The sequence below is a fragment of the Modestobacter italicus genome, from assembly GCF_000306785.1.
Taxonomy (GTDB): domain Bacteria; phylum Actinomycetota; class Actinomycetes; order Mycobacteriales; family Geodermatophilaceae; genus Modestobacter; species Modestobacter italicus.
Genome location: NC_017955.1, coordinates 1418586 through 1443018 on the forward strand (window position 1 = coordinate 1418586; position 24433 = coordinate 1443018).

General features: G+C 74.5%; 24 protein-coding genes and 2 tRNA genes. 10 read left to right on the plus strand and 16 right to left on the minus strand.

The features are described 5' to 3' along the window. Positions 1 to 3 precede the first annotated feature (3 nt). Positions 4 to 792 carry an enoyl-CoA hydratase/isomerase family protein gene (locus MODMU_RS06925; protein ID WP_014739489.1) on the minus strand — a complete coding sequence of 263 codons (789 nt, stop codon included), beginning with the start codon at positions 790 to 792 and terminating at the stop codon, positions 4 to 6. A gap of 32 nt (positions 793 to 824) precedes the next feature. Beyond that, positions 825 to 1547 carry a GAF and ANTAR domain-containing protein gene (locus MODMU_RS06930; protein WP_014739490.1) on the minus strand — a complete coding sequence of 241 codons (723 nt, stop codon included), beginning with the start codon at positions 1545 to 1547 and terminating at the stop codon, positions 825 to 827. 332 nt (positions 1548 to 1879) lie between these two features. On the opposite strand from MODMU_RS06930, the gene MODMU_RS06935 reads away from it, so the two are divergent. Then, complete coding sequence (locus MODMU_RS06935; protein ID WP_014739491.1) at positions 1880 to 2623, plus strand: GAF and ANTAR domain-containing protein; 744 nt, start codon at positions 1880 to 1882, stop codon at positions 2621 to 2623. A 127-nt stretch (positions 2624 to 2750) separates the two neighbouring features. Here MODMU_RS06935 and MODMU_RS06940 read toward each other — a convergent pair whose 3' ends face one another. Together MODMU_RS06940 and MODMU_RS06945 are read right to left on the minus strand one after the other, a co-directional pair. After that, positions 2751 to 2984, minus strand: coding sequence for a hypothetical protein (locus MODMU_RS06940; protein ID WP_014739492.1), 234 nt, complete (start codon positions 2982 to 2984; stop codon positions 2751 to 2753). A gap of 77 nt (positions 2985 to 3061) precedes the next feature. Next, positions 3062 to 3583: a MarR family winged helix-turn-helix transcriptional regulator gene (locus MODMU_RS06945; RefSeq protein ID WP_014739493.1), complete on the minus strand. Its 522-nt coding sequence runs from the start codon at positions 3581 to 3583 to the stop codon at positions 3062 to 3064. 111 nt (positions 3584 to 3694) lie between these two features. Here MODMU_RS06945 and MODMU_RS06950 point away from each other — a divergent pair, with 111 nt between their 5' ends. Then, positions 3695 to 4486: an SDR family NAD(P)-dependent oxidoreductase gene (locus MODMU_RS06950; protein ID WP_014739494.1), complete on the plus strand. Its 792-nt coding sequence runs from the start codon at positions 3695 to 3697 to the stop codon at positions 4484 to 4486. A gap of 161 nt (positions 4487 to 4647) precedes the next feature. On the opposite strand, the gene MODMU_RS06955 is transcribed toward MODMU_RS06950, so the two are convergent. Next, positions 4648 to 4723: transfer RNA gene (locus MODMU_RS06955), tRNA-Lys, on the minus strand. A gap of 229 nt (positions 4724 to 4952) precedes the next feature. On the opposite strand from MODMU_RS06955, the gene MODMU_RS06960 reads away from it, so the two are divergent. After that, complete coding sequence (locus MODMU_RS06960) at positions 4953 to 6122, plus strand: L,D-transpeptidase (protein ID WP_051144140.1); 1170 nt, start codon at positions 4953 to 4955, stop codon at positions 6120 to 6122. 10 nt (positions 6123 to 6132) lie between these two features. On the opposite strand, the gene MODMU_RS06965 is transcribed toward MODMU_RS06960, so the two are convergent. Beyond that, positions 6133 to 6672: a DUF1353 domain-containing protein gene (locus MODMU_RS06965; RefSeq protein ID WP_014739496.1), complete on the minus strand. Its 540-nt coding sequence runs from the start codon at positions 6670 to 6672 to the stop codon at positions 6133 to 6135. 52 nt (positions 6673 to 6724) lie between these two features. Here MODMU_RS06965 and MODMU_RS06970 point away from each other — a divergent pair, with 52 nt between their 5' ends. Next, positions 6725 to 7690: a DUF2332 domain-containing protein gene (locus tag MODMU_RS06970; protein ID WP_014739497.1), complete on the plus strand. Its 966-nt coding sequence runs from the start codon at positions 6725 to 6727 to the stop codon at positions 7688 to 7690. A gap of 64 nt (positions 7691 to 7754) precedes the next feature. Here MODMU_RS06970 and MODMU_RS06975 read toward each other — a convergent pair. Both MODMU_RS06975 and orn read right to left on the minus strand, forming a co-directional pair. Beyond that, positions 7755 to 7827: transfer RNA gene (locus MODMU_RS06975), tRNA-His, on the minus strand. Positions 7828 to 7889: 62 nt separating this feature from the next. Beyond that, positions 7890 to 8570 carry an oligoribonuclease gene (gene orn, locus MODMU_RS06980; RefSeq protein WP_014739498.1) on the minus strand — a complete coding sequence of 227 codons (681 nt, stop codon included), beginning with the start codon at positions 8568 to 8570 and terminating at the stop codon, positions 7890 to 7892. Positions 8571 to 8826: 256 nt separating this feature from the next. On the opposite strand from orn, the gene MODMU_RS06985 reads away from it, so the two are divergent. After that, a complete protein-coding gene (locus MODMU_RS06985) occupies positions 8827 to 10644 on the plus strand; it encodes a hypothetical protein (RefSeq protein ID WP_014739499.1) in 1818 nt (605 codons plus the stop codon). On the opposite strand, the gene MODMU_RS06990 is transcribed toward MODMU_RS06985, so the two are convergent. Further along, positions 10641 to 11237, minus strand: a complete 597-nt coding sequence (locus MODMU_RS06990; protein WP_014739500.1) for an SACE_7040 family transcriptional regulator — start codon at positions 11235 to 11237, stop codon at positions 10641 to 10643. The genes MODMU_RS06985 and MODMU_RS06990 overlap by 4 nt on opposite strands. A gap of 62 nt (positions 11238 to 11299) precedes the next feature. Here MODMU_RS06990 and MODMU_RS06995 point away from each other — a divergent pair, with 62 nt between their 5' ends. Then, the gene (locus MODMU_RS06995; protein WP_014739501.1) at positions 11300 to 12913 is read left to right on the plus strand and encodes a carboxyl transferase domain-containing protein; all 1614 of its coding nucleotides are present in this window, start codon (positions 11300 to 11302) and stop codon (positions 12911 to 12913) included. A 52-nt stretch (positions 12914 to 12965) separates the two neighbouring features. On the opposite strand, the gene MODMU_RS07000 is transcribed toward MODMU_RS06995, so the two are convergent. Next, complete coding sequence (locus tag MODMU_RS07000; RefSeq protein ID WP_014739502.1) at positions 12966 to 13490, minus strand: ferritin; 525 nt, start codon at positions 13488 to 13490, stop codon at positions 12966 to 12968. 98 nt (positions 13491 to 13588) lie between these two features. Here MODMU_RS07000 and MODMU_RS28380 point away from each other — a divergent pair, with 98 nt between their 5' ends. The 4 genes from MODMU_RS28380 to MODMU_RS07015 all read left to right on the plus strand — a co-directional run bounded on the left by MODMU_RS28380 (position 13589) and on the right by MODMU_RS07015 (position 17766). Then, entirely contained in the window at positions 13589 to 13741 is a 153-nt protein-coding gene (locus MODMU_RS28380; RefSeq protein ID WP_014739503.1) for a hypothetical protein, read from the plus strand. Between the two features lie 33 nt (positions 13742 to 13774). Next, the gene (locus tag MODMU_RS07005) at positions 13775 to 15766 is read left to right on the plus strand and encodes an acetyl-CoA carboxylase biotin carboxylase subunit (protein ID WP_193375761.1); all 1992 of its coding nucleotides are present in this window, start codon (positions 13775 to 13777) and stop codon (positions 15764 to 15766) included. Between the two features lie 2 nt (positions 15767 to 15768). Then, positions 15769 to 16923: an acyl-CoA dehydrogenase family protein gene (locus tag MODMU_RS07010; protein WP_014739505.1), complete on the plus strand. Its 1155-nt coding sequence runs from the start codon at positions 15769 to 15771 to the stop codon at positions 16921 to 16923. Positions 16924 to 17028: 105 nt separating this feature from the next. Next, positions 17029 to 17766 (plus strand): phosphatase PAP2 family protein, encoded by a 738-nt coding sequence (locus MODMU_RS07015; protein WP_014739506.1) that lies wholly within the window; start codon positions 17029 to 17031, stop codon positions 17764 to 17766. Between the two features lie 20 nt (positions 17767 to 17786). Here MODMU_RS07015 and MODMU_RS07020 read toward each other — a convergent pair whose 3' ends face one another. The 6 genes from MODMU_RS07020 to MODMU_RS07045 all read right to left on the minus strand — a co-directional run bounded on the left by MODMU_RS07020 (position 17787) and on the right by MODMU_RS07045 (position 24410). After that, positions 17787 to 18800, minus strand: coding sequence for an NADPH:quinone reductase (locus tag MODMU_RS07020; RefSeq protein ID WP_014739507.1), 1014 nt, complete (start codon positions 18798 to 18800; stop codon positions 17787 to 17789). A 54-nt stretch (positions 18801 to 18854) separates the two neighbouring features. Further along, on the minus strand, positions 18855 to 19085 hold the full coding sequence (locus MODMU_RS07025) for a WhiB family transcriptional regulator (protein ID WP_041796126.1): 231 nt from the start codon (positions 19083 to 19085) through the stop codon (positions 18855 to 18857). A gap of 466 nt (positions 19086 to 19551) precedes the next feature. Then, entirely contained in the window at positions 19552 to 21234 is a 1683-nt protein-coding gene (locus MODMU_RS07030) for a DUF885 domain-containing protein (protein ID WP_014739509.1), read from the minus strand. Positions 21235 to 21274: 40 nt separating this feature from the next. Beyond that, on the minus strand, positions 21275 to 21724 hold the full coding sequence (locus tag MODMU_RS07035) for a cupin domain-containing protein (protein ID WP_014739510.1): 450 nt from the start codon (positions 21722 to 21724) through the stop codon (positions 21275 to 21277). 134 nt (positions 21725 to 21858) lie between these two features. Beyond that, positions 21859 to 22860, minus strand: a complete 1002-nt coding sequence (locus tag MODMU_RS07040; RefSeq protein ID WP_014739511.1) for an ABC transporter permease — start codon at positions 22858 to 22860, stop codon at positions 21859 to 21861. Further along, positions 22857 to 24410, minus strand: coding sequence for a sugar ABC transporter ATP-binding protein (locus tag MODMU_RS07045; protein WP_014739512.1), 1554 nt, complete (start codon positions 24408 to 24410; stop codon positions 22857 to 22859). The genes MODMU_RS07040 and MODMU_RS07045 overlap by 4 nt, the downstream gene beginning before the upstream one ends. Positions 24411 to 24433 lie beyond the last annotated feature (23 nt).

Sequence of the window (24433 nt, forward strand, 5' to 3'; positions counted from 1 at the left end):
CCCTCACCGGCCCGACCAGCGGGGAGCCCGCTTCTCCAGCCGGGCGGCGATGCCCTCCTTGCGGTCCTCGCTGAGGTAGGGGTTCGGCCCGACGTCGAGCCGCAGTGCGGTGGCCAGCGGCAGGTCGAGCCCCTTGACCGCGGTCTCCTTCATCCGGCGCACCGACAGCGGGGCGTTCGCCGCGATCCGCTCGGCCAGCCGGAGCGCCTCGGGCAGCACCTCCTCGGCCGGGACGACGCGGTTGACCAGCCCCCAGCGGGCGGCCTCCTCGCTGCTCACCGGGTCGCCGGTGAACAGCATCTCCAGCGCGATGCCGGTCGGGATGCGCTTGGACAGCACCACCGAGCCGTAGTTGGCGCCCATGCCGATCGTCGCCTCCGGCAGGCCCAGCCGGATGCCGGGGGCGGCGATCCGGATGTCGCAGGCCAGCGCCAGCTCGAAGCCCCCGGCCACGGCGTGCCCGGTGAGCGCGGCGACCACCGGCACGTAGGTCTCGCTGAGCACCTCGAAGAGGCTGCGCCCCGGGCGGTCCATCGGCGGCCGGAAGGACTCCCCGCGCTCGTCGAGCTCGCGGATCTCCTTGAGGTCGAACCCCGCGCAGAAGGCCGGGCCGTTCCCGGTGAGCACGACGGCCCGGACCTCGCCGTCCGCGGCGCAGTCGAGCAGCTCCGCCACCAGGTCGGCCTGCAGCGCGCTGGACAGCGCGTTGCGCCGTTCCGGCCGGTCCAGGGTGAGCAGCCGGACGTGCCCCCGCGTCTCGGTGACCAGTCCGGACCCGCTGCGCTGCGCCATGCCCCGATCCTGCCGCTCCGGGGGCGCCCCGGTCATCCGCGGGGGAGCTCCCCGGTCTCGACGAACCGGGCGGCGACGTCGCGGACCTTGGTGTTGCTCTCCATGGAGACCTTCGCCAGGGCGGAGAACGCCTGGTCCGCGCTCAGCTTGAAGCGCTCCATCAGGATGCCCTTGGCCTGGTCGATGAGCGCCCGGGAGTCCAGCGCGGCGGCCAGGTGCCCGGCCCGCTCGACCGCGGTCTCGTACAGGTACATGTTCGACACCGGCACCACGGCGTAGGCGGCGAAGCGGGCCGCCGTGTCGCGGGTGCCGGGGTCGATCGGCTGCGCGGTGCGGGCGTAGACGTTGAGCCCGCCGGTGATGAGCTCTTGAGGCGGCAGCGGGAAGGACAGGATCGCCCGGCAGCCGCGCTCGGCGGCCAGCCGGGTGAAGGTGCCCCAGCGCTCCTCCGTGCTGGTGTCCAGCACCTCGGTGACCGAGCCGCTGCGGGCGGCCTCCAGGCACGGCCCGCTGCCGCGCCGGTACTGGGCGTGGTCCAGCTCCAGGGCCAGCGGGCCGCTCGAGGCGACGGTCGCGGGCCGGCCGTCGGAGAGGATGGTGACTGAGGTGACCGCCTCGCCCGGCAGCACCCGGGCGGCGAGGTCGGTGACCTTCTGCAGCACCGAGGTCAGCGAGTGGTCGGCGAAGGACATCTGGCCGAGCTCGTCGAAGGCCAGCTGCGCCAGCTCGTCAGGCTCGGGGGTGGGGCGGCTCACGTCATGACTCCGGCGTCGTCAGGCACCGGACAGCTCGTGCCGGCGGGTGCCGGACCCTGGTGGTCCCGAGGGTCCGGTGAGGCAGGTCCGAGGACCTGTGTGCCGCACGCCGGCTGTGTGACGCGCTGTGCCCGAGGAGCATAGTCAGCAGAGCGGGGCCGAGCCCGGCGGCGGGCGCGCTCGTGCCCGGCGGGGCGGGGCACGGGTAGGTTGGAGGAGCGGTCGTCCCCGGTGTCCGGGGGGGTCGGCGTCAGACAGCGGCGCGCCAGCCGGGCTCCACCGTGGAGTCCTGCCGAGGCTGCCACCTCGGTGCGCGAAGACCGGAGACGTCGATGTCCACCGCTGAGGGCCACGCCCGTACCCCTGACCGCGCCGCCGAGGCGCTGGAGCGGCTCGGCACCCTGCCGCTGCGCGAGCACTCGATGCAGTCGGTGCTGGAGACCGTCGTCCAGCTGGCCAAGCAGGTGCTGCCGGGGGAGCCCGAGTGCTCGATCTCCCTGCTGGAGAACGACCGGGCGAGCACCGCCGTCTCCACCGGCCGGCTCGCCACGGAGCTGGACGAGAGCCAGTACGGCCGCGGGTACGGGCCGTGCCTGCACGCGGCCGCCACAGGGGAGCTGACCGAGATCCCGGACGCACGCACCGACCAGCGCTGGCCGGACTACGCCCGGTCGGCGTGGGAGCACGGGTCGGGCAGCTCGCTGTCGGTGCCGCTGCCCGTCGCCGAGGGCGTCGCCGGGGCGCTGAACACCTACGCCCGCGAGCCGTACGCCTTCGACGAGCACGCGCGGGCGGCGGCGCAGCGGTTCGCGCCCTACGCCGCCGTGGCGCTGTCGAACATGCACGCCTACGAGAGCGCCCGCGACCTGGCCGGCAACCTGGAGGCCGCCCTGCAGTCCCGGGCGGTGATCGACCAGGCCAAGGGGATCCTCATGGAGCGCTACAAGCTGACCGCCGACCAGGCGTTCCAGGCGCTCGTGCAGGTCTCGATGCGCCGCAACCGGAAGGTGCGGCTGGTCGCCGAGGAGCTGGTGCTCACCGGCGCGTTCGACCTCGACGGCTCCGGAACGGCCTGAACCCTGCCCCGGCCGGTTCGGACACGGCCGTGGCGGGCAGGACGCGAGCAGGGAGTGGTCACGTGCCGGCGCGCGACCGTCCCAGGCCCGGTGGTCGAGACGACGGCCACCGGGCCGCCTCCCTCGCTCAGTCCCCGTACTGGCAGGCGGGGCAGAGGCCGGCGTCGTCCGGCACGTCCTCCACCGGGACGACCTGCACCCACTCGCCGCAGAGCGCCTGGACGTCGGTGTGCTGCTCGGCGGCGGCCCGACCGGCCACGCCGTCGACGGCGTGCAGCGGGCCGGTCAGCCGGTCCTGCGCGCCTCCGCCGTCGTCGTCCGTACCCGGTCGTCGCGGCCGGAGGCCGACCATGTTCGCCACCGCTCCAGCCTGCGCCGTGCCCCTGTGCCGAGGCCACCCGGGGGTCGAGCCACGCCCGGCGGTCCGGGTCGTCGGGCTCAGCGGCGGTCGTCCGGGTCGGGCGGGGGCTCCTCCGTGGGCGCTCGCCAGGGCTGCCCGGGGCCGGCCGCGCCGAGGATCCGCTGGGTGATGTCGCGGAGCTGCCGGCGTTGGGCTGCGGTCAGGGGCGTGAGGACCAGGTGCCGGACGGTCGCGACGTGCCCCGGGGTGGCCCGGTCGACCGTGACCTGCCCGAGGTCGGTGAGGGTCGCCAGCGTGTAGCGCCCGTCCGTCGGGTCGGTCGTCCGGCGGGCCCACTCCCGTCGCTCCAGGCGGGTCACGGCGCGCGACAGCCTGGTCAGCGAGCTGCTCGTGTAGCCCGCCAGCACGCTCAGGCGCAGGGTCCGGTCGGGGGCGGAGGAGAGCGCGTAGAGCAGGCCGTACTCGAAGTGCGTCAGGCCGGTGTCGCGCTGCAGCTGGGCGTCCAGCAGGGGCGGCAGCCACTCCAGCACCGTGGCCAGGCCGGACCAGGTGAGCAGCTCGTCGGCCTCGAACCCGGCTGGGTCGGGGTGCTCGCTCATCGTCCCGGACGGCGGAGGCGGCGCATGCCCGCACGCTATGTCAGTTGCTCGAGCAAGTCACCTGTACCGTCACTTGCTCAGGCAAGTCAGACGGTGGGGAGTGGGGCGGACATGGACCTGCAGGTGCGGGGCAAGCGGGCGTTCATCAGCGGCTCGACGCGGGGGATCGGCTACGCCGTGGCCCGGTCGCTCGCGGCCGAGGGTGCTGCTGTCGTCCTCCACGGCCGCACGCCCGACGGCGTCCGAGCCGCCGTGCGCCGCCTGCAGGAGGAGCGGCACGGCGTCGAGGTGTCGGGGGTCGCCGGCGACGTCGCGGACGACGGCCAGGTCGGCCGCCTGCTCGAGGCCGTCGGCGACGTCGACGTCCTGGTGAACAACGTCGGGGTCTTCGAGGTCAAGCCCTTCGCGGCGATCACGGACGAGGACTGGCGCAGCGTCCTCGACGTCAACCTGATGAGCGCCGTGCGGCTGTCCCGGCAGCTGCTGCCGGGCATGCTCGAGCGGGGGTGGGGACGCGTCGTCATGGTGAGCAGCGAGTCCGGGGTCGACGTCCCGGCGGACATGCTGCACTACGGGGTGAGCAAGGCCGCGGTGCTCGCACTCAGCAACGGCCTCGCCAAGCTCACGCGGGGCACCGAGGTCACGGTCAACACGGTCCTCGGGGGCCCGACGTACAGCGACGGTGTCGCGGGCGCCGTCCGCCACGTGGCGGAGCTGCAGCAGCTGCCGGAGGAGGACGTGAAGGCCGCCATCGCCGCCGGCAACACCAGCTCGCTCGTGCAGCGCTTCCTCGAGCCCGCCGAGCTGGCGAGCCTGGTCACGTACCTCGCCAGCCCGCTCGCCTCGGCCACCAACGGCGCCGCGCTCCGCGCGGACGGTGGCCGCCTGGTCCAGGTGCTCTGACCGCCTCCCGGCACGAGACCGTCGCGCAGATCACACTCATCGGCGGACCTCGGTCCTGCTGCCGCGGTCTGTGCGCGCTCCTCCCGGGCAGCGGACCGTCCGGAACAGCACGAGGGCCCGGCCTGCGGAGGGGAACCGCAGGTCAGGCCCGGTGTCGTGCGTGGTGCGCCATCAGGGACTCGAACCCCGAACCCGCTGATTAAGAGTCAGCTGCTCTGCCAATTGAGCTAATGGCGCGTGTCGTCCGGCGCGGCCGGGCAACAGTGGAGAACTGTACACGCCGACCGGGCGTCGCCGTCCGGGGGGCCGGAGGCAGATCCTCCCGCCCGACAACCACCAGGTCTGCCGATGAGTGGACACTGGGACGTGCACGTCGCCCCCGGGACGGTCCCGGCCCGGGCGCGCGCCGCCAGAGGGGCAGGTCGTCGTGGGTCGGCAGCAGGCGAGAGGGATCGCCGCAGTGTTCATGGCCGCGTCGCTGGCGCTGCTGGCGGGCTGCCAGGGCTCGTCGTCGTCCGGGGCCGCGGAGGGCACCGGCGCACCGGAGTCGTCCGCCACGCCGGCCCAGCTCTCGCTGAGCCTGGCCGACGGCGCCGTCGACGTGTCCCCGACCACCCCGCTCGAGGTGGGCGTCACCGGCGGCGACCTCGGCGACGTCACGGTCACCGACGGCGCGGGCGCCGCGGTCCCCGGCAGTGTCGGCCCCGCTCCCGAGGACCCGGCCAAGACGCTGTGGACGCCGGAGCAGCCGCTGGGCTACGGCACCAGCTACACCGTGACGGCGACCGCTGCCAACGCCGACGACGACGAGACGACGTCGACCTCCACGTTCACCACGGTGACCCCCGCGACGCTGTCCACCCCGGGCATCGGCCCGCTCGACGGCACCACGGTCGGCGTCGGGATGCCCATCCGGGTCTACTTCGACGAGCCGGTGGCCGACGAGGCCGCCGTCGAGAGCCACCTGCGGGTCACCAGCTCCACGCCCACCGACGGCGTGTGGAACTGGGTCAGCGACAGCGAGGTGCACTTCCGCCCGTCGACGTACTGGCCGGCCGACACCGAGGTCACCCTCGACGCGCAGCTGTACGGCGTCGACTTCGGTGACGGCGTCTGGGGCGAGAAGGACCGCACGGTCTCCTTCTCCGTCGGTGCGAAGCACGTCTCGGTGGCCGACGCCGGCACGCACACGCTCACGGTCTACGACGGTGACAAGGTCGTGCAGACCTATCCGATGAGCGCCGGCAGCGACGCCAACCCGACGCACAATGGCGCCCACGTCGTCCTGGAGAAGTTCGACACCATCACGATGGACTCCTCGACCTTCGGCCTGGCCGTCGACGCACCGGGCGGCTACCGCGCCGAGGGCGTCCGGTACGCCACCCGGATCTCCAACAACGGCGAGTTCGTGCACGGCGCACCGTGGTCGGTGGCCTCCCAGGGCTCGGCCAACGTCTCGCACGGCTGCATCAACCTCACCGACGAGCGGGCGCAGTGGTTCTACGACTTCTCGGTCCCGGGAGACGTGGTCGAGGTCGTCGGGTCCGTCGGCGACACGCTGGGCCCGGCCGACGGCGACATCTACGACTGGGCCGTCCCGTGGGAGGACTGGAAGGCCGGCAGCGCGCTGAGCTGACCGCCCGGGCCTACAGCCGCATGCCCCGGTCGCCGCGTCGGTCGGCGCCGGGGACGACCGCGGTCACGGCGGTCTCCACCACCGCGTAGACCGCCAGCGCCCCGGCGGTGACCACGGCCGGCGGGACGACGAGCGGCGCGGCCAGCACCGACAGCGCCAGCACCCGGGGCGCGTCCGGCCACCAGCCCGGCCGCCGCAGCGGGGAGGCCAGCGCGCCCCAGCGGACGCCGCACCACATCAGCCAGCGGCGCACCGGCGGCACGCCCAGCTCGCGGAGCACCCGGCGGAACAGGCCGTCGGCGTCCCGCGAGGAGACGACCCCGGTGGTCAGGCCGGTGGTGACCAGCCAGTCGTGCAGGACCGCGGCCGGCGTGTAGCGGCCGAACCGGGGGATGAGCCACACCACCACGCGGGGCACGGACGCGAAGTCGGTCAGGAAGCCGTCCGGGACGACGAAGGTGTCCCGCCGGCCGCGGTAGACCAGCGGCTCGACGACCTCCCACAGCTGGTCGGAGGTACGGCGGACGACGAGGACGGAGTCGAACGGCACCGGCCGGGAGTGCCCGCGCCGGCGTGCCGCACACGCCGGGCACGATGGCGGCGTGACCGACGACGCGGGCCAGGAGCGGCTGGCGGCGGGCTACCGGGCCTTCGCCGGGGAGTCCGCCGGGGAGTCGCCGCGGTACTCGGCGCTGGCGGCGGCCGTGGCCGGGGACCGGGACGTGCTGGCCTTCCTGGCCGACCTCCCGGCGGGCAAGCGGCACCCGACGCTGCTCCTCGCCGCGCTGCGGTTCCTCGGCGGCGTCCCCGCCGACGGTGCCGAGCTGCACGACCGGGTCGCCGCCGACGCCGAGCGGCTGCGCGCCACGGTGCTCGACCGCGCCACGCAGACCAACGAGCCGGCGCGCTGCGCCGCGCTGCTCCCGGCGCTCGCCGCGATCGACGGGCCGCTGGCGCTGGTCGAGGTGGGGGCGTCGGCGGGGCTGTGCCTCTACCCCGACCGGTACGGCTACCGCTACGACGGCCGCCCGGTCGGCCCGCCCGGCCCGGTGCTGCTGCGGTGCACGACGAGCGGCGCGGTGCCGGTGCCGGCCGCCGTTCCCGAGGTCGTCGCCCGGATCGGGGTCGACCTCGCCCCGCTCGACGTCACCGACCCCGACGACCTCGCCTGGCTGCGGGCGCTGGTCTGGCCCGGACCGGTCGAGGCCGAGCGGTTGCAGCGGCTCGACGCCGCCGCCGCGATCGCCGCGCAGGAGCCGCCGCAGCTGCTGACCGGGGACCTGCTCGACCGGCTGCCCGACGCCCTGGCCCTGGTGCCCGCCGGCGCGACGCCGGTCGTGCTGCACACCGCGGTGCTGCCCTACGTCGAGGCGTCCCGCCGGGCGGCGTTCGTGGAGACCGTGCGCGGCCTGCCGGTGCGCTGGGTGGCGCAGGAGGGGGCCGGCATGGTGCCCGGCACGGGCGAGCCGCACCCCGGCGGGTGGGGACCGTACTTCGTGCTGTCGCTGGACGGCCGGCCGCTGGCGCACACCGCGCCGCACGGTGGCCGGGTCGACTGGCTGGGCTGACCGCCGGACCCGGGCCCGGACACGGCAGAGGCCCTGGTCGGGGAACCGACCAGGGCCTCGTCGGGGTGAGTGACGGGACTTGAACCCGCGACATCCAGGATCACAACCTGGCGCTCTACCAGCTGAGCTACACCCACCATGCACACCGGGCGGCTGGCGAGAGCCGGCCCGGTGGACGCGCCCACGATACCGGAGGGCCTCAGCCCTCTGCGGAGGCCGGGGTCTCGGCCGGTGCCGCGTCGGCCGCGCCGGCCGCGAGCAGCGGGGCGAAGGCCGTCACCACGGCACCGGAGGCGGCCTGCGCGGCGGCGCTGTCCGGGCCGGGTGCCGGGACGAACAGCGTCTGCCGGTAGTAGGCCAGCTCGCGGATCGACTCCAGGATGTCGGCCAGCGCGCGGTGGGCCAGGCCCTTGGGCGGCTGGGCGAAGTAGACCCGCGGGAACCAGCGCCGGGCCAGCTCCTTGATCGAGGAGACGTCGATCATCCGGTAGTGCAGGTGGTCGTCGAGCAGCGGCATGTCCCGGGCCAGGAAGCCCCGGTCGGTGCCGATCGAGTTGCCGCACAGCGGGGCGGTGCGCCGCTCGGGGACGAACCGCTTCACGTAGGCCAGCACCTGCTGCTCGGCCTCGGCGAGGGTGACCGTCGAGGCGCGGACCTCCTCGGTCAGGCCCGACTTGGCGTGCATCTCGGTGACCACGTCGACCATGCCGGCCAGCGCGTCGTCGTCGGCGTGGATGATCACGTCGAGCCCCGGGTCCAGGACGTTGAGCTGGGAGTCGGTGACCACCACGGCCACCTCGATGAGCTTGTCGCCGACCAGGTCGAGCCCGGTCATCTCGCAGTCGATCCAGACCAGGTTGTTCGTTGCACTGTCCGCCACGTGCGCGACCCTACGCAGGTCCGGCCACCGCAGCCGCCCAGCGGCGCCGATCCGGCCGATCCCGGTCCGGCATGCCGCAGCGGCCGGGCAGCCGACACGCCCGAGCGGGCCGGGGACGGCGGCGCGTCCCCCCGGGGAGCCCGGAACGGGCGGGCCGATGACGTAACGTCGGGCCGGTCCGCTGCCGCGCCGTCGCCGCGCCGACCGCCGCCGGGCCCTCGCCCACCCCCGCCGCCCGTCCCTCCCTGGAGAGCCTGTGCTGATCCTCACGCCGACGCCGTTGCAGACGGCGGCCGAGCGTGCGTTCTTCGCCGAGCTGGCCGGCTGGGACACCGGCAGCGGCGTGCGCGGCGCCGTCGTGGCCTCGCTGCCGGTGGTCGAGGGGCCGATGGAGCGCCGCCAGGCCGACGCGGTGCTCTTCGTGCCCGAGGGCGTCGCCGTGGTCCGGGTGGTCGAGGTGCAGCGGAACTCCGGCGTCGTCACCGCCCGCGCCGACGGCGCCTGGACGATCGGCCCCGACGACGGGCCCGGCGACGTCCTGCAGCTCGACGGCGGCGGTTCCACCCCGCTCGAGGGCCTGATGAGCGCCGGCATGCACGCGGCCGTGACGCTGCGCAAGGCCGGCCTGGAGCCCGGCCGGATCGCCCGGCTCACCGTGCTCACCGGCCCGGTCACCGGCCTGGTCCCCGCCGACGGCGACCTGGGCGAGGGCGACCAGATCGCGCTGGTCGACCCGCGCTCGCTGCTGCTGGGCGTGGCCCGGGCCGCCCGCTACGCGGGCACCGACAACCCCCGGCTCTGGACGACGGCCGACGTGCGCGCCGCGGTCGAGGCCCTCGGCGTCGCCGGCCGCACCCCGACCGTCGAGGAGCTCAACGGCGAGGGCTTCCCGTACTCGCCCTACGTGCTCCGCCGTCCGGACCTGCTGACCCCGGCCGCGCTCAACGCCTCCCCGAGCCGGGTCGCCGCCGCACCGCTGACCGGTGCCGGGGTCCAGCGGGTGGTCCCGCCCGGCCCGCTGGTCGACCCGGCCGCCGCGGCACGCGTCGCGGCGGCGGCTGTCCAGGCGCAGGAGGAGGCCGAGCGGGCCGCACCCGAGCCGGCAGCGCCGGCCGCCGCCGCGCCGGCGCCCGCCCCGGCCGCCCGACCCGCGGCGCCGACGTACCAGCCCACCGTGCCGGTGGAGCTGCGCCCGACCCGCTCCGGGGACACCCTGGCGCTGACCGGCGAGCCCGCGACCGCGGTGGCCGGTGGGCCGGGCGTGGTCGAGCCGCGCCCGGCGGCCGAGGACACCGGGGGCATCGGCGGGCTGTTCGGCGACGGCGGGACCGTCGCCGTCACGCCGTCCCGGCCGCCGCGCGAGCTGCCCCCGGAGCTGCGGCCCCGGCCCCTGGTGGGCGGGCCCCCGCCGACCGGCGGCAGCTCCGCCGCCGACACCGGGACGCCGGACCGGCGCCGCACGCTCGCGGTCGTGGCCGCGGCGGTCGTGCTGCTGCTCGTCGTGGCCGGCGTCGGCTTCTGGGCGCTGGGCAGCGGCGGGCAGGACTCCCGCGCCGACGAGCCGGCCGCGACCACCAGCGCCGCCGCCCCGACGACCGCCCCGGCCGGCCCCGCCGTCGGGGCGACCGAGGTGGTCAACGGCACCACCTTCACGCTGCGCGCGGTCGAGGTCGACGACACCTGCCGGGGCCACGCCTACGACGCCGTCGCCGCGTTCTTCGCCAGCTCCGACTGCGCCGGCCTGACCAGGTCGCTGTGGTCGGCCGACGCCGGTGGCCAGCCCGCCGTCGTCTCGCTGTCCCGGGTGACCATGCCCGACGTCGCCAACGCGCAGGCGCTGCGCTCGCTGGCCGACACCGACGGCAGCGGCAACGTCAACGACCTGCTCCGCGAGGGCGTGCGCTACGACGGCGGCCCGGAGAAGCTGTCCCGGGCGGAGTACGCCAGCGCCCAGCAGGACACCACCGTGACCATCGTCGAGACCTCCTGGACCGGCCCCGCCGGCACCGCCTCGGCGCTGGACGGGCTGGCCAGCTCCGGGCTGTCCCTCCCGGACGTCGGCGGCTCGGACTAGGCGGTCGCCGCCGCCACCGCCATGTCGGCGAGCAGCGCGGCCATCGCCGGGCGGGCCAGCCGCCCCGCGCTGTGCGGCGTGGAGTTGATCAGGCCGAAGACCGCGTGCGCCCGCGCCCGGCAGGCGGCCGTCGGGGCGTCGGGGTGCACCCGGGCGAGGACGGCGACCCACTCCTCGACGTAGCTCCGCTGCAGCTGGCGCACCCGCCGGGCGTCGGGGTCGCTCAGCGCCCCCAGGTCCCGGTCCTGCACGGTGATCAGCGCGGGGTTGTCCAGGGCGAAGTCGACGTGGAAGTCGACCAGCGCGCGCAGCTGCGCTCCGGGGGAGTCGCCGGCCGCCGCGATCCGCTCGGTGCCGCCGGCCAGCAGCCGCTCGCTGATCCGCAGCAGCATCTCGGCGAGCATCGCGTCCTTGCTCGCGAAGTGCCGGTAGATCGCCGGGCCGGTGACGCCGACGGCCGCGCCGACGTCGTCCACCCCCACCGCGCGGGACCCGCGCTCGGCGAACAGCTGGGCCGCCGCGCGCAGGATCTGCTCCCGCCGCGACGGGTTCGCCGCGTCGCTGTGCAGCGCGCTGTCCTGCTGGGAGGTCACGCGAAGAGGTTAACCGCGGTTCACGCTGGACCAACAGAGTGAACCGTGGTTAACCTCAGCCCGTGGACGCACCGGTGCTCTCCAGTGCCCCGCCGGCAGACCCGGCGGCGGCCGCGCGCAATGCCGCGCACCACGCCGCGCTGGCCGCCGGGCTGGCCGACGAGCTGGCCCGGGTCGCGCTCGGTGGCGGGGAACGGGCCCGCGAGCGGCACGTCGCCCGCGGCAAGCTGCTGCCCCGGGAGCGGGTCGACGCCCTGCTCGACCCGGGCAGCCCGTTCCTCGAGCTCTCGCCGCTGGCCGCGCACGGCCTCTACGACGGCGACGCGCCGGCCGCCGGGATCATCACCGGCATCGGCCGGGTGTCCGGGCGGGAGGTCGTCGTCGTCGCCAACGACGCCACCGTCAAGGGCGGCACCTACTACCCGGTGACGGTCAAGAAGCACCTGCGCGCGCAGGAGGTGGCGCTGCAGAACAAGCTGCCCTGCGTCTACCTGGTCGACTCCGGCGGCGCCTTCCTGCCGCTGCAGGACGAGGTCTTCCCCGACCGCGACCACTTCGGCCGGATCTTCTTCAACCAGGCCAACCTGTCCAAGGCCGGGGTCGCGCAGATCGCCGCCGTCCTCGGCTCGTGCACCGCCGGCGGGGCCTACGTGCCGGCGATGAGCGACGAGGCGGTCATCGTCCGCGGCCAGGGCACCATCTTCCTGGGCGGCCCACCCCTGGTGAAGGCCGCTACGGGCGAGGAGGTCACCGCCGAGGACCTCGGCGGCGGCGAGCTGCACTCCCGGGTCAGCGGGGTGACCGACCACCTGGCCGAGGACGACGCGCACGCGCTGCAGATCGTCCGGCAGATCGTCGGCACCCTCGGCCCGCGCGAGCACCGCCCGTGGGACGTCGAGCCGGTCGAGGAGCCGCGGTACCCGGCGGAGAGCCTGTACGACGTCGTCCCGGTCGACACCCGCACGCCCTACGACGTCCGCGAGGTCATCGCCCGGCTGGTCGACGGCAGCCGGTTCGCCGAGTTCAAGTCGCTGTACGGGCAGACGCTGGTCACCGGCTTCGCCCGGCTGCACGGCCACCCGGTGGGGATCATCGCCAACAACGGCGTGCTGTTCAGCGAGTCCGCGCTCAAGGGCGCGCACTTCATCGAGCTGTGCGACCGGCGCAGGATCCCGCTGCTGTTCCTGCAGAACATCTCCGGCTTCATGGTCGGCCGCGACTACGAGGCCGGCGGCATCGCCAAGCACGGCGCCAAGATGGTCACCGCCGTCGCCACCGCCCGGGTGCCCAAGCTGACCGTCGTCATCGGCGGCTCGTTCGGCGCCGGCAACTACTCGATGTGCGGCCGGGCGTACTCGCCCCGGTTCCTGTTCACCTGGCCCAACTCGCGCATCTCGGTGATGGGCGGCGAGCAGGCGGCGAGCGTGCTGGCCACGGTCCGCCGCGACGGCTTCGAGGCCCGCGGCCAGGACTGGTCGGCCGAGGACGAGGAGGCGTTCAAGGCGCCGATCCGCGACCGGTACGAGGAGCAGGGCCACCCGTTCCACGCCACGGCCCGGCTCTGGGACGACGGGGTCATCGACCCGGCCCAGACCCGGACCGTGCTCGGGCTCGCGCTCTCCGCGTGCGCCAACGCCCCCCTGGAGGAGGTCGGCTATGGCGTCTTCCGCATGTGACCGCGCCCCCGGGTGCCGCCGAGAGCGTGCTCCTGGCGGACCCCGGGGACGGTCAGACGCCGGCGATGCGCGGGGCGGTGGGGTCGACGCCCTCGGGCAGGGTCTCCCGCTTCACGTAGTCCTCGATCTGCTCGACGTCGTGGGCGGACCGGCGGACGACGGCCAGCAGGTCGCTCATCTTGCTGACCTCCTCGACCTGCTCCTTGATGAACCACTGCATGAACTGGTCGGAGGAGTAGTCGTTCTCCCGCCGCGCGATGCCGATCAGCTCGTTGATCTGCTGGGTGACCCGCTTCTCCTGCTCGAGGGCCAGCGACACGGGGGTCACCACGTCCTCGAACGTGGTGACCGGGCCGACGACGCCGGGGATGGCCACGGGCGCGTCGGCGTCGAGCAGGTAGCGCACCATCATCATCGCGTGGTTGCGCTCCTCGACCGCCTGGTCGAAGAAGAGCTGCGCCATCTGCGGCATGGTCAGCTCGTCGAAGTACACCGCGATGGCGATGTACTGGTGGTGCGCGGCGAACTCGTGGCCGATCTGCTCGTTCAGCTTCTCGACGAAGGCGTCGGCGGCCATGGGTGCTCCTCGGTGCGGTGGGACGACGTCCCCCGCACGGTAGCGGGCGACACGCCCGACGCCTCGACGGGGAGGCAAGGCATGGCTAACCTCACCCCGTGGGGAAGTCGGCCAAGTTGCCCAAGAAGAAGTGCTGCGTCGACAAGCCCCGGTGCGACCGGTGCCCGCTCCGCGCGCTCGCGGAGGGCACCCTCCCGGCCGGCTACACGGTCAAGAAGCGCCGGCTGGTCAAGGTCGCGAAAGCAGCCTGAGCGCGCCCTCCGCGCCCGCGGGGGGTGCTGACGGTGTTCGAGACCGTCCTGGTCGCCAACCGCGGCGAGATCGCCGTCCGGGTCATCCGGACCCTGCGGCGGATGGGCATCCGCTCCGTGGCGGTGCACAGCGACGCCGACATCGGCGCGCTGCACACCCGCCTCGCCGACGTCGCCGTGCCGATCGGCCCGGCGCCGGCCGCGCAGAGCTACCTGTCGATCGACCGGGTGCTGGACGCCGCCCGGCGCACCGGCGCCCAGGCGGTGCACCCCGGGTACGGGTTCCTCTCCGAGAACGTCGACTTCGCCCGGGCCTGCGCGGCCGCCGGCATCGTGTTCATCGGTCCGCCGGTCGACGCGATCGAGGCGATGGGCGACAAGATCCGGGCCAAGCAGACCGTGGCGGCGGCCGGCGTGCCGGTCGTCCCGGGGCGGACCGAGCCCGGCATGGACGACGACGCCGTCGCGCTCGCCGCGATCGAGGTCGGCTTCCCGGTGCTGCTCAAGCCCAGCGCGGGCGGTGGCGGCAAGGGCATGCGGGTGGTGCGCGGCCCCGACGAGCTGACCGAGCAGATCGCCGGCGCCCGCCGCGAGGCCCGGGGCTCCTTCGGCGACGACACGCTGCTGGTCGAGCGGTACCTGGGCAACTCCCGGCACATCGAGGTGCAGGTCTTCGGCGACGCGCACGGCACCGTGGTCCACCTCGGGGAGCGCGAGTGCAGCCTGCAGCGCCGCCACCAGAAGGTGATCGAGGAGGCGCCCTCCCCGCTGCTGACCACCGGCATGCGGGCCCGGATGGGCGGCGCGGCGGTGGAGGCGGCCCGCGCGGTCGGCTACACCGGCGCGGGCACGGTCGAGTTCATCGTCGACGCCGACTCCCCGGACGACTTCTTCTTCCTGGAGATGAACACCCGGCTGCAGGTCGAGCACCCGGTCACCGAGTGCGTCACCGGGCTGGACCTGGTGGAGCTGCAGGTCCGGGTCGCGGCGGGGGAGCGGCTGCCGATCGCGCAGAGCGACGTCGTCCTGGACGGGCACGCCATCGAGGCCCGGGTCTACGCCGAGGACCCGGTCCGCGGGTTCCTGCCGCAGGCCGGGGACGTCGTGGGCCTGCTCGAGCCGGCCGGCCCCGGGATCCGGGTGGACAGCTCGCTGCGGGTCGGCGGGGTCGTGGGCACCGACTACGACCCGATGCTCGCGAAGGTGATCGCCTGGGGGCCGGACCGGGAGACCGCGCGGGCCCGGCTGGTCACGGCGCTGGGCGGTACCGCCGTCCTCGGGGTGGCCACCAACACCACGTTCCTGCGCGACCTGCTGAACGACCCCGACGTGGTCGCCGGCCGGCTGGACACCGGGCTGATCGAGCGGCGCGGCGAGGCGCTGACCCGCGCCGACCCGCCCCCGCCGCACGTGTACGCGGCCGCCGCGCTCGCCCTGCTGCTGGAGTCCGAGCCGGCCCGGGCCGCCGACCCGTGGGACGACACCTCCGGCTGGCGGCTCGGCGAGCCGGCCTGGACGGTCCGCTGGCTGCAGGCCACCGGCGGCCAGCCGGTGACCGTGCGGGTGCGCGGCCGGGCCGCGGCGGCCGAGGTGCAGGTCGCGGACGGCCCGCCGATGGCCGCCCGGGTCCGCCGGGACGACGACGTGCTCGCGGTGACCCTGGACGACGTGACCACCCACGTCACCGCGGTGCACGCCGCGGGCACCGTGTGGATCGCCGTCGACGGCCACGTCGCGGCGCTGCGCGAGCACGAGCGGCTGGCGCCCCCGGACGCCGCGGCCGGGACCGACGGCACGGTGACCGCCCCCATGCCGGGGACGGTGACCGTGGTGCGGGTGTCCCTCGGTGACGAAGTCGCGGCGGGGACCCCGCTGCTCGTCGTCGAGGCGATGAAGATGGAGCACGTGCTGACCGCCCCGGTCACGGGGACGGTCACCGAGCTCCCGGTGACGGCCGGCCACCAGGTCCGGCTGGACGAGCGGGTGGCCGTGGTGACCCCACCGGCGCCGGGCGAGGAGGAGTAGACGTGCTGGACTACCGGCTCGACGAGGAGACCGAGGCGCTGCGGAAGGTCGTCCGCGAGTTCGCCCTCGAGGTCGTGGCCCCGCAGATCGGCGGGTTCTACGAGCGCGACGAGTTCCCGACCGACATCGTGCGGCAGATGGGCGAGCTCGGGCTCTTCGGCCTGCCCTTCCCGGAGGAGTACGGCGGCTCGGGCGGGGACTACTTCACCCTCTGCGTGGCGCTGGAGGAGCTGGCCCGGGTGGACAGCTCGGTGGCGATCACCCTGGAGGCCGGCGTCTCGCTCGGCGCCATGCCGATCTTCCGGTTCGGCACCGAGGAGCAGAAGCAGCAGTGGCTGCCCCGGCTGTGCGCCGGGGAGGCGCTCGGGGCCTTCGGGCTCACCGAGGCCGGGGGCGGGTCCGACGCCGGCGCCACCCGCACCACCGCGCGCCTGGAGGACGGGCACTGGGTCGTCAACGGGTCCAAGTCCTTCATCACCAACTCCGGCACCGAGCTGACCGAGCTGGTCATCGTCACCGCGGTCACCGGCACCAAGGCCGACGGCGGGAAGGAGATCTCCGCGATCGCCGTCCCGTCGGGCACCGAGGGCTTCGCCGTCGGCAAGCGCTACTCCAAGGTCGGCTGGAACGCCTCCGACACCCGGGAGCTGAGCTTCACCGACGTCCGGGTGCCCGAGGCGAACCTGGTGGGGGAGCGGGGCCGCGGCTACGCGCAGTTCCTGTCGATCCTGGACGAGGGGCGGATCGCCATCTCCGCGCTGGCCGTCGGGCTGGCCCAGGGGTGCGTGGACGAGTCGCTGAAGTACGCCGGCGAGCGGGAGGCGTTCGGGCAGACCATCGGCAAGAACCAGGCGGTGCAGTTCATGATCGCCGACATGGAGGTGCGGGCCTCCACCGCGCGGCTGGCCTACTACCGGGCCGCGGAGAAGATGCTGCGCGGCGAGCCGTTCAAGCGCGAGGCGTCGATCGCCAAGCTGTACAGCTCGGAGATGGCGATGGAGAACGCCCGCTACGCCGCGCAGGTGCACGGCGGCTACGGGTTCATGAACGAGTTCCCGGTCGGCCGGTTCTACCGCGACGCGAAGATCCTGGAGATCGGCGAGGGCACCAGCGAGGTGCAGCGCATGCTCATCGCCCGCTCGCTCGGTCTCGGCTGAGCCGCACGGGGACGCCGGAGCCCCGCTCCGGGGCCCCGGGCTGCCATGGTGTCCGGCACGCACCCGCCGTGGGGCGCGGTGCGTGCCGGAGGCAGGGAGGCAGCCATGAGCGGTGCCGGGTCCCGGTCAGACACCGGGGTGCTCGCCGGCGCCCGCGTCGGCGGCGGGGTGCGCACCCTGGTCGCCGCGGTGGTCGGCGCCTTCCTGCTGGTCGAGGCGCTGCTGCTGGGGCTCGGGCTGATGATCACCCGGGTGCTCGACGACGGGCCGGTGGAACGGGAGGAGCTCGACTTCGAGAACGCCGTCCTCGCCCGGCGCACGCCCACCTGGGACACCGTGTCGAGCTGGGGCACGGTGCTCGGCGCGACCTCGACCGTCGTCGCGCTCACCGCCGCCGGGTGCCTGGTGCTGGCCCTGCGGCGGCACGGCGCCCGGCTGCCGCTCTTCCTGGCGCTGGCCGTGATCGGCGAGACGCTGCTCTTCCTGCTGGCGGCAGCCCTGCTGGACCGGGTCCGCCCGCCGATCCCGCAGTTGGACGTCGCGCCACCGACCTCGAGCTTCCCCTCCGGGCACACGGCGGCCAGCGTCGCGCTGTGGGTCGGCCTGGCGCTGGGTGTGAGCCGCACCCGGCCCGGCCTCCGGCTGCGGGTCCTGTGCTGGTCGCTGGCGGTGGCGCTGCCGCTGTTCGTGCTGCTCAGCCGGCTCTACCGCGGGATGCACTGGCCCACCGACGTCCTCGCCAGCACCCTGTTCGCCCTGGTCTGGCTGCTGCTGCTGCGCGCTGTCCTGCTGCCCCGGGCGAGCCGGGCCGAGCCGAGCGGAGTCCCAGCGCTCGGGAAGTGATGCGCTGGGACTCCACTGCGTCAGGCGGTGACGTCGACGAGGACCTTGCCCACGGCGCCGTCCTGCACGGCCTGGTGGGCGGCGGCGGTCTCGGCCAGCGGGTAGACGTGCAGCGGCAGCCCGGCGTCCTCACCGACGCGGACGGCGCCGTCCAGCACCGCCGCGTTGACGTCCTCGACGCCGAGCTCCTTGGCCCGCCGCGGCTCGGTGTAGACGAGCACGAACTGCCAGCGCGCGTTCGGGGCCATCTGGGCGCGCACCGGGATGGTCACCTCGGCGCCGCCGTCGTCGGCGTACATGGCGATCGAGCCGTACCGGCCGACGACCTGCGCGTCGACCGCGGCGTTGGCGGCGGCGGAGACCTCGACGATCGCGTCGACGCCGTGCGGGGCGATCTTCGTGACCTCGGCGACGACGTCCTGGGCCTTGTAGTTGACCACGTGGTCGGCGCCGGCCCGGGCGGCGAGCTGGGCCTTGTCCGGCCCGCTGACGGTCGTGATGACGGTGGCGTCGGCCCAGCGGGCGAGCTGGATCGCGGCGTTGCCGACGGCGCCCGCCCCGCCCTGGACCAGCACGGTGCGGCCGGTGAGGGTGCCGGGGCCGATCCGGTCGGGGAGGTGCTCGGCGACGGTCAGGCAGCGGTGCGCGGTCAGGAACGGGATGCCCAGGCTGGCGCCGAGCTCGAACGACGCGTCCGGGCCCAGCAGCACCGTCTGGCGGGCCGGGACGACGGTGTACTCGGCCGCCGTGCCGTGCGGCCGCTGCCAGGCGGCCTCCCAGATCCACACCCGCTCGCCGACCAGCACCGGGTCGACGCCCTCGCCGACGGCGTCGATGGTGCCCGAGCCGTCCTGGTCGGGCACCTGCCCGCCGGGTCCGGGCTCGGTCTTGCTGCGGGACTTCCAGTCGGTGGGGTTCACGCCGGAGAAGGCCAGGCGCACCCGGACCTCACCGGGACCGGGGTCGGGGGTGGGGCGGTCACCGAGCTGCAGGACGTCGGGACCACCGGGCTGGCTGTAGGAGATGGCTCGCACGAGCCCTTCCTACCCCTGCCAGCCGGGCCGGCCACCCGTGGGTGACCAGCCGGTTCAGCTGGCGCGGCGACGGAGCCGGCGACGCTCGCGCTCGGACAGGCCGCCCCAGATGCCGAAGCGCTCGTCGTTGGCCAGCGCGTACTCCAGGCACTCGGACCGGACCTGGCAGCCGGTGCAGATCTTCTTGGCCTCGCGGGTCGAGCCGCCCTTCTCGGGGAAGAACGCCTCGGGGTCGGTCTCGGCGCAGAGCGCCTGCTCTTGCCAGCCCTGCTCCTCGGCGTCCATGCCGGGGAAGCCGGCGTCGAACACCGTCGCCAGGCCCAGCACGTCGGCCCCGTAGCTGACCGGGGTGGCCTCCACGGCGGCGGCCCGGTAGTCGTCCATCCACGTCACGTCGGCGATGCTCACGATGCGTCCCCCTGCGTCTCGGTTCGGCGATCGTCACTCGACGACTGCCGTGGGTCACCGTCGGTGACCTGCTGGGTGAATTACACGGCTGTCGTCCAGGCGGGTCAAATGTCGTCGGCGTTACGCCCCGTCCCAGCAGTCACACCCGCCGCAGACACCTCAGGAGTGCTGGCGAGGAGGCTCGACGCGCCGGTAGAGGCGTCAGGTTCTGCCGACGGTGACGGGTCGGTTCGTCCACTTCGACGTGGCCCGGACCCGCCTCCCGGACGGCTCCGGAACACGGCGGACACGGCCCGGCCGGCGCCGTCCGGCAGTTCTGCACGACCGCCGGACGGCAGGCTCGTCACATCCGGGCGAGCTCCGCGGCGAGCGGGGCGAGGCCCAGCGGGCCGAGGTCGAGGACGGCGCGGTGCCAGGCCTTGAGGTCGAAGTCCGCCCCGCCGCGCAGCTGGGCCTGCTCCCGGCAGGTGAGGAAGACCCGCTCACCCACCTTGTAGACCGGCGCCTGGCCCGGCCAGCCCAGGTAGCGGTGCAGCTCGTCGACGCGCATCGCGTCCTCCATGTCGACGTGGGCGCGCAGGAAGGCCAACGCGACGTCGTAGGTCCACCGGTCGCCGGTGGCCCGCCCGGCGGGGATCGGCAGGTCCAGGTGCACGCCGATGTCCAGCACCACCCGGGCCGCGCGCAGCTCCTGGGCGTCGAGCATGCCCAGCCGGTCGCCCGGGTCGTCGAGGAACCCGAGCTCGGCCATCAGCCGCTCGGAGTACAGCGCCCAGCCCTCGGCGTGCCCGGAGCAGGCGCACAGCAGCCGCTGCCAGCGGTTGAGCAGCGCGGCGTTGTGCACCGTCTCGGCGATCTGCAGGTGGTGGCCGGGGACGCCCTCGTGGAAGACCGTCGTGGTCTCCCGCCAGGTGGTCATGTCGGTGACGCCGTCGGGCAGCGACCACCACATCCGGCCGGGCCGGCTGAAGTCCTCGCTGGGGGCCGTGTAGTACACGCCCTCCCCGGACGTCGGGGTCAGCCGGCCCTCGATCCGCCGGACCGGCCCGGGGATGTCGAAGTGGACGCCGTCCAGGGCGGCGATCGCCCGGTCGGCGGTCTCCTGCAGCCAGGTCTGCAGCGCCTCCCGGCCGCGGACCTGGCGGGCCGGGTCGGCGTCCAGCGCGGCCACGGCGCCGGCGACGCCCTGCCCGGGGGCGATGGACTCGGCGACGGCCTCCTTCTCCGCGACGATCCGGGCCAGCTCCTCCCAGCCCCAGGCGTAGGTCTCCTCGAGGTCCAGGTCGATCCCGGCGTGGTAGCGCGACTCGAGGGCGTAGCGCTCCCGGCCGACCCCGTCCGCCTCCGGCGCGGTGGGCAGCAGGCTGCCCTCGATGCGGTCGGCGAAGCCGAGCAGGGCGCCGGAGGTCTGCTGCGCGGCCCGCTCGAGGTCGCGGGTCAGGCCGGCGGACCCGGCGGGTGCGCCGGCCGCGAACCGGGCGAAGAAGCCGGGCCGCTCAGGGGTGCCGGCCCAGCGGCGGGCGATCTGCGCGCCGAGCCGCACCTGGCGGGCGGCGGCGGTGCGGCCGTGGCCGGCCGCGGACTCCAGGCCGACCGCGTAGCCGTCCAGCGCCGCCGGGAGGGCGGTCAGCCGGCGGGCGACGGTGGCCCAGTCCTGCTCGGTCGCGGTCGGCATCAGGTCGAACGACGAGCGGAAGGCCTGCAGCGGGCTGTCGACGGTGTTCAGGTCGGCCTGGGCCCAGCCGGCCTGGTAGCGGGCCAGCTCGGCGCCCAGCCGCTCCAGCAGGGCGCTGCGCGCGACGTCGTCCCGGCGGTCGACCGGCTCGATCCGCCCGGCCATGCCGATCGCCGCCGTCAGCAGCTGGGCGTGCGCGCCGTGCCCGTCGGGCGTGAGGTCGGGCCAGCGGTCGTCGTGCCCGGGCACACCGATGTAGGTGGCCACCGTCGGCTGCGAGGCGGCGTAGTCCTCGACGAAGCGGTCGGCGAGCTGGTCGAGTTCGGACGGCGGGCGGACGGGCTCTGTCACGCCGGTCACGCTAGCGCCGGGGTCCGACGTCCGCTGCTGGTCAGTCGTCGGCGCCGTGGCCCTCGGGGAGCAGGCCCGGGAGGTTGACCACGATCGCCTCCTGGCTGCTGCGGGCGATCACCACCACCGCCTCGTCGTCGTGCGGGTTCTCCTCGCGGTGCGGGGTGAACGGCGGCACGAAGACGTAGTCACCGGGCCCGGTGGCCAGCCGGACCTCCACCCCACCCTCGGCGAAGACGAACTCCGGGTGCCCGCGCAGCACGTGGATGGCGGTCTCGGAGTCACCGTGGTGGTGGTCGCCGGAGCCGGTGTGCGGGGCCACGTGCGTCTGGCCCATCCACAGCCGCTGGGCGCCGACGGTCTGCGCGGACACCGCCTCCCGGCGGGTCATGCCCGCGGTCTGGCCGGTGTCGGCCGACAGCTCGTCGGCCCGGACGTGCCGCAGCGGGCGGTGCCAGTCGTCGGGGAGGTCCTGCTGCGAGGCGGCCACGTGCGGTCCTCCGGGGCTCGGGGTCGGGTGTCCCCCGACATGATCCGCACCACCGCTGGACGACGCCAGGGGCACGGACGCACGACGCCCCCGCACGGTCGGGCCGGGCGGGGGCGTCGTGGGCGGGGGCCAGGTCAACTGGTCGACCGGGCGAACCGCTTCAGGCTGTCCAGCGCGATGGCGATGATGATCACGGCGCCCTTGATCATCAGCTGGTAGAAGAACGGGACGTCCAGCAGCACGAGGCCGTTGGAGAGCACCCCGATGATCACCGCACCCACCAGCGTGCCGAAGATCCGGCCGCGGCCACCGGCGAGCGAGGTGCCGCCCAGCACCACGGCGGCGATCGCGTCCAGCTCGTAGCCGTTGCCGGCCGTCGGCTGGGCCGACAGGACCCGTGCGGAGAAGATCAGCCCGGCGACCCCGGCGGCTGCCCCGGAGAGCATGTAGGTCGACAGCAGGACCCGCTTGACGTTGATGCCGGCCAGCCGGGCCGCCTCGATGTTGCCGCCGACGGCGTACACGTGCCGGCCGAACCGGGTCCGCTCCAGCAGGAACCAGAACACCACGTAGACCACCAGCATCACGACCACCGGCTGCGGGATGCCGGCGATGCTGCCGTTGCCGATGCCGCGGAAACCTAGGTCGGTGGCCACCAGCGGCTGGCCGTCGAGCATCGAGTACGCCAGGCCGCGCAGGTAGGTCAGCGAGCCCAGCGTCACGATGAAGGCCGGCAGTGCCAGCCAGGCGATGAGCGCGCCGTTGACCGCGCCGCAGAGCGCGCCGATCGCGATGCCGCCCAGCAGCGCCAGCGGCGTCGGCACCCCGTTGGTGGCCAGCAGGACGCCGCCCACCCCGGCCACGGCGAGGATCGAGCCGACCGACAGGTCGATGCCCGCGGTCAGGATGACCACGGTCATCCCCGCGGCGAGGATCGCGTTGATCGACACCGAGCGGGCGACGTTGACCGCGTTGTCGACCGACAGGAAGTTCGGCGCGATCGCCGACATCAGCGCGATCAGCAGCAGCAGGACCAGGAAGATGCCGACCCGGTCCCACCAGTAGGCGACGGGGAAGCCGCGCTTCTCCGGCGGCTGGACGGTGGGGTCGGCGGGCGTGGTGGTGCTCGTGCTCATCGGGCGGTCCCAGCGGTCTCGGTCGGGGCGGCGTCGTCTGCGTAGACGCCGGTGGCGTGTTGCATGACGGTCTCCTCGCTCGCCCCGCGGGCGTCGAGGGAGGCCACGATCTGGCCGGCGCGCATCACCAGCAGCTGGTCGCTGATGCCGAGCGCCTCGGGCAGGTCGGAGGAGATGACCAGGACGGCGGCGCCGGTCCCGGCGATCTCGTTGATCAGGCGGTAGATCTCGCTCTTCGCGCCGATGTCCACGCCGCGGGTGGGCTCGTCGAGGATGAGCAGCTTGGGCCGCTGCAGCAGCAACCGACCCAGCACCAGCTTCTGCTGGTTCCCGCCGGACAGCGCCCGCGACTCCAGCCCGAGCGCGTTGGACCGCACCTTGAGCTGTTCCATGACCCCGCGCACGGCCCGCACCAGCGGTCCGCCGCGGAGCACGCCCATGGTGCTGTGCTCCTTGAGCGTGGACATGGAGATGTTGTCCTTGACCGACAGGTCCAGGAACAGCGCCTGGTCCTTGCGGCTCTCCGGGAGCAGGCCGACCCCGGCGCGCAGCCCCTCGATCGGGTTGCGCACCTCCAACGGGGTGCCGTCCAGCGAGACGGTGCCGCCGGTGGAGCGGTCCGCGCCGTAGATGAGCCGGGCGACCTCGGTGCGGCCGGCGCCGATGAGGCCGACCATCCCGACCACCTGGCCGCCGCGGACGTCGAAGGAGACCGGACCGATCCCGCCGGGACCGGTCAGGTCGCGGACGTCGAGGCGGACCTCCCCGGCCGGGTGCGGGGTGCGGACGTAGAGGTCGCTGATCTCGCGGCCGACCATCATCCGCACGATGTCACCGGGGGTGGTCCGGTCCGGGCCGTCGGCGCGCATGTCCCGGGTGCCGATGAGCTTGCCGTCGCGGAAGACGGTCACCCGGTCGGCGAGCTCCCAGACCTCCTCCATGCGGTGGCTGATGTAGATCAGCCCCATGCCCCTGTCGCGCATCGACCGGATGAGCGCGAACAGCTGCTCGGACTCGGTCCGCGACAGCGACGCCGTCGGCTCGTCGAGCACCAGCACCTTCGCGTTCTCCGCGACGGCGCGGGCGATCTCGACCATCTGCTGCATGCCGACGCTGAGCCGGCCGATCGGCCGGGTGGGGTCGATGTGGGCGCCGACCCGGGCGAGCTTCTCCCGGGCCTGGGCGACCATCGTCCGGCGGTCGAGGACGCCGAAGCGCGCCGGCTCGTTGCCGGTGGCCAGGTTCTCGGCCACCGTCATGTCCGGGATGGTGTTGAGCTCCTGGTGGATGATCGCGACGCCTGCCGTCATGGCGTCGCGCGGCGACGCCATGACGGCAGGGGTCCCGGAGATCCGGATGGTGCCGGTGTCCGGCTGGTAGTTGCCCGAGATGATCTTCATCAGCGTCGACTTGCCGGCGCCGTTCTCGCCCATGAGGGCGTGCACCTCACCCGCCCGGACGTCGAAGCTGACGTCGGACAGGGCGAGCGTCGCGCCGAAGCGCTTGCTGATGCCCGCCACCTCGAGCAGCGGAGTCGCGGTCTCGTTCACGAGTTCCTCCTGCCAGCCGGACC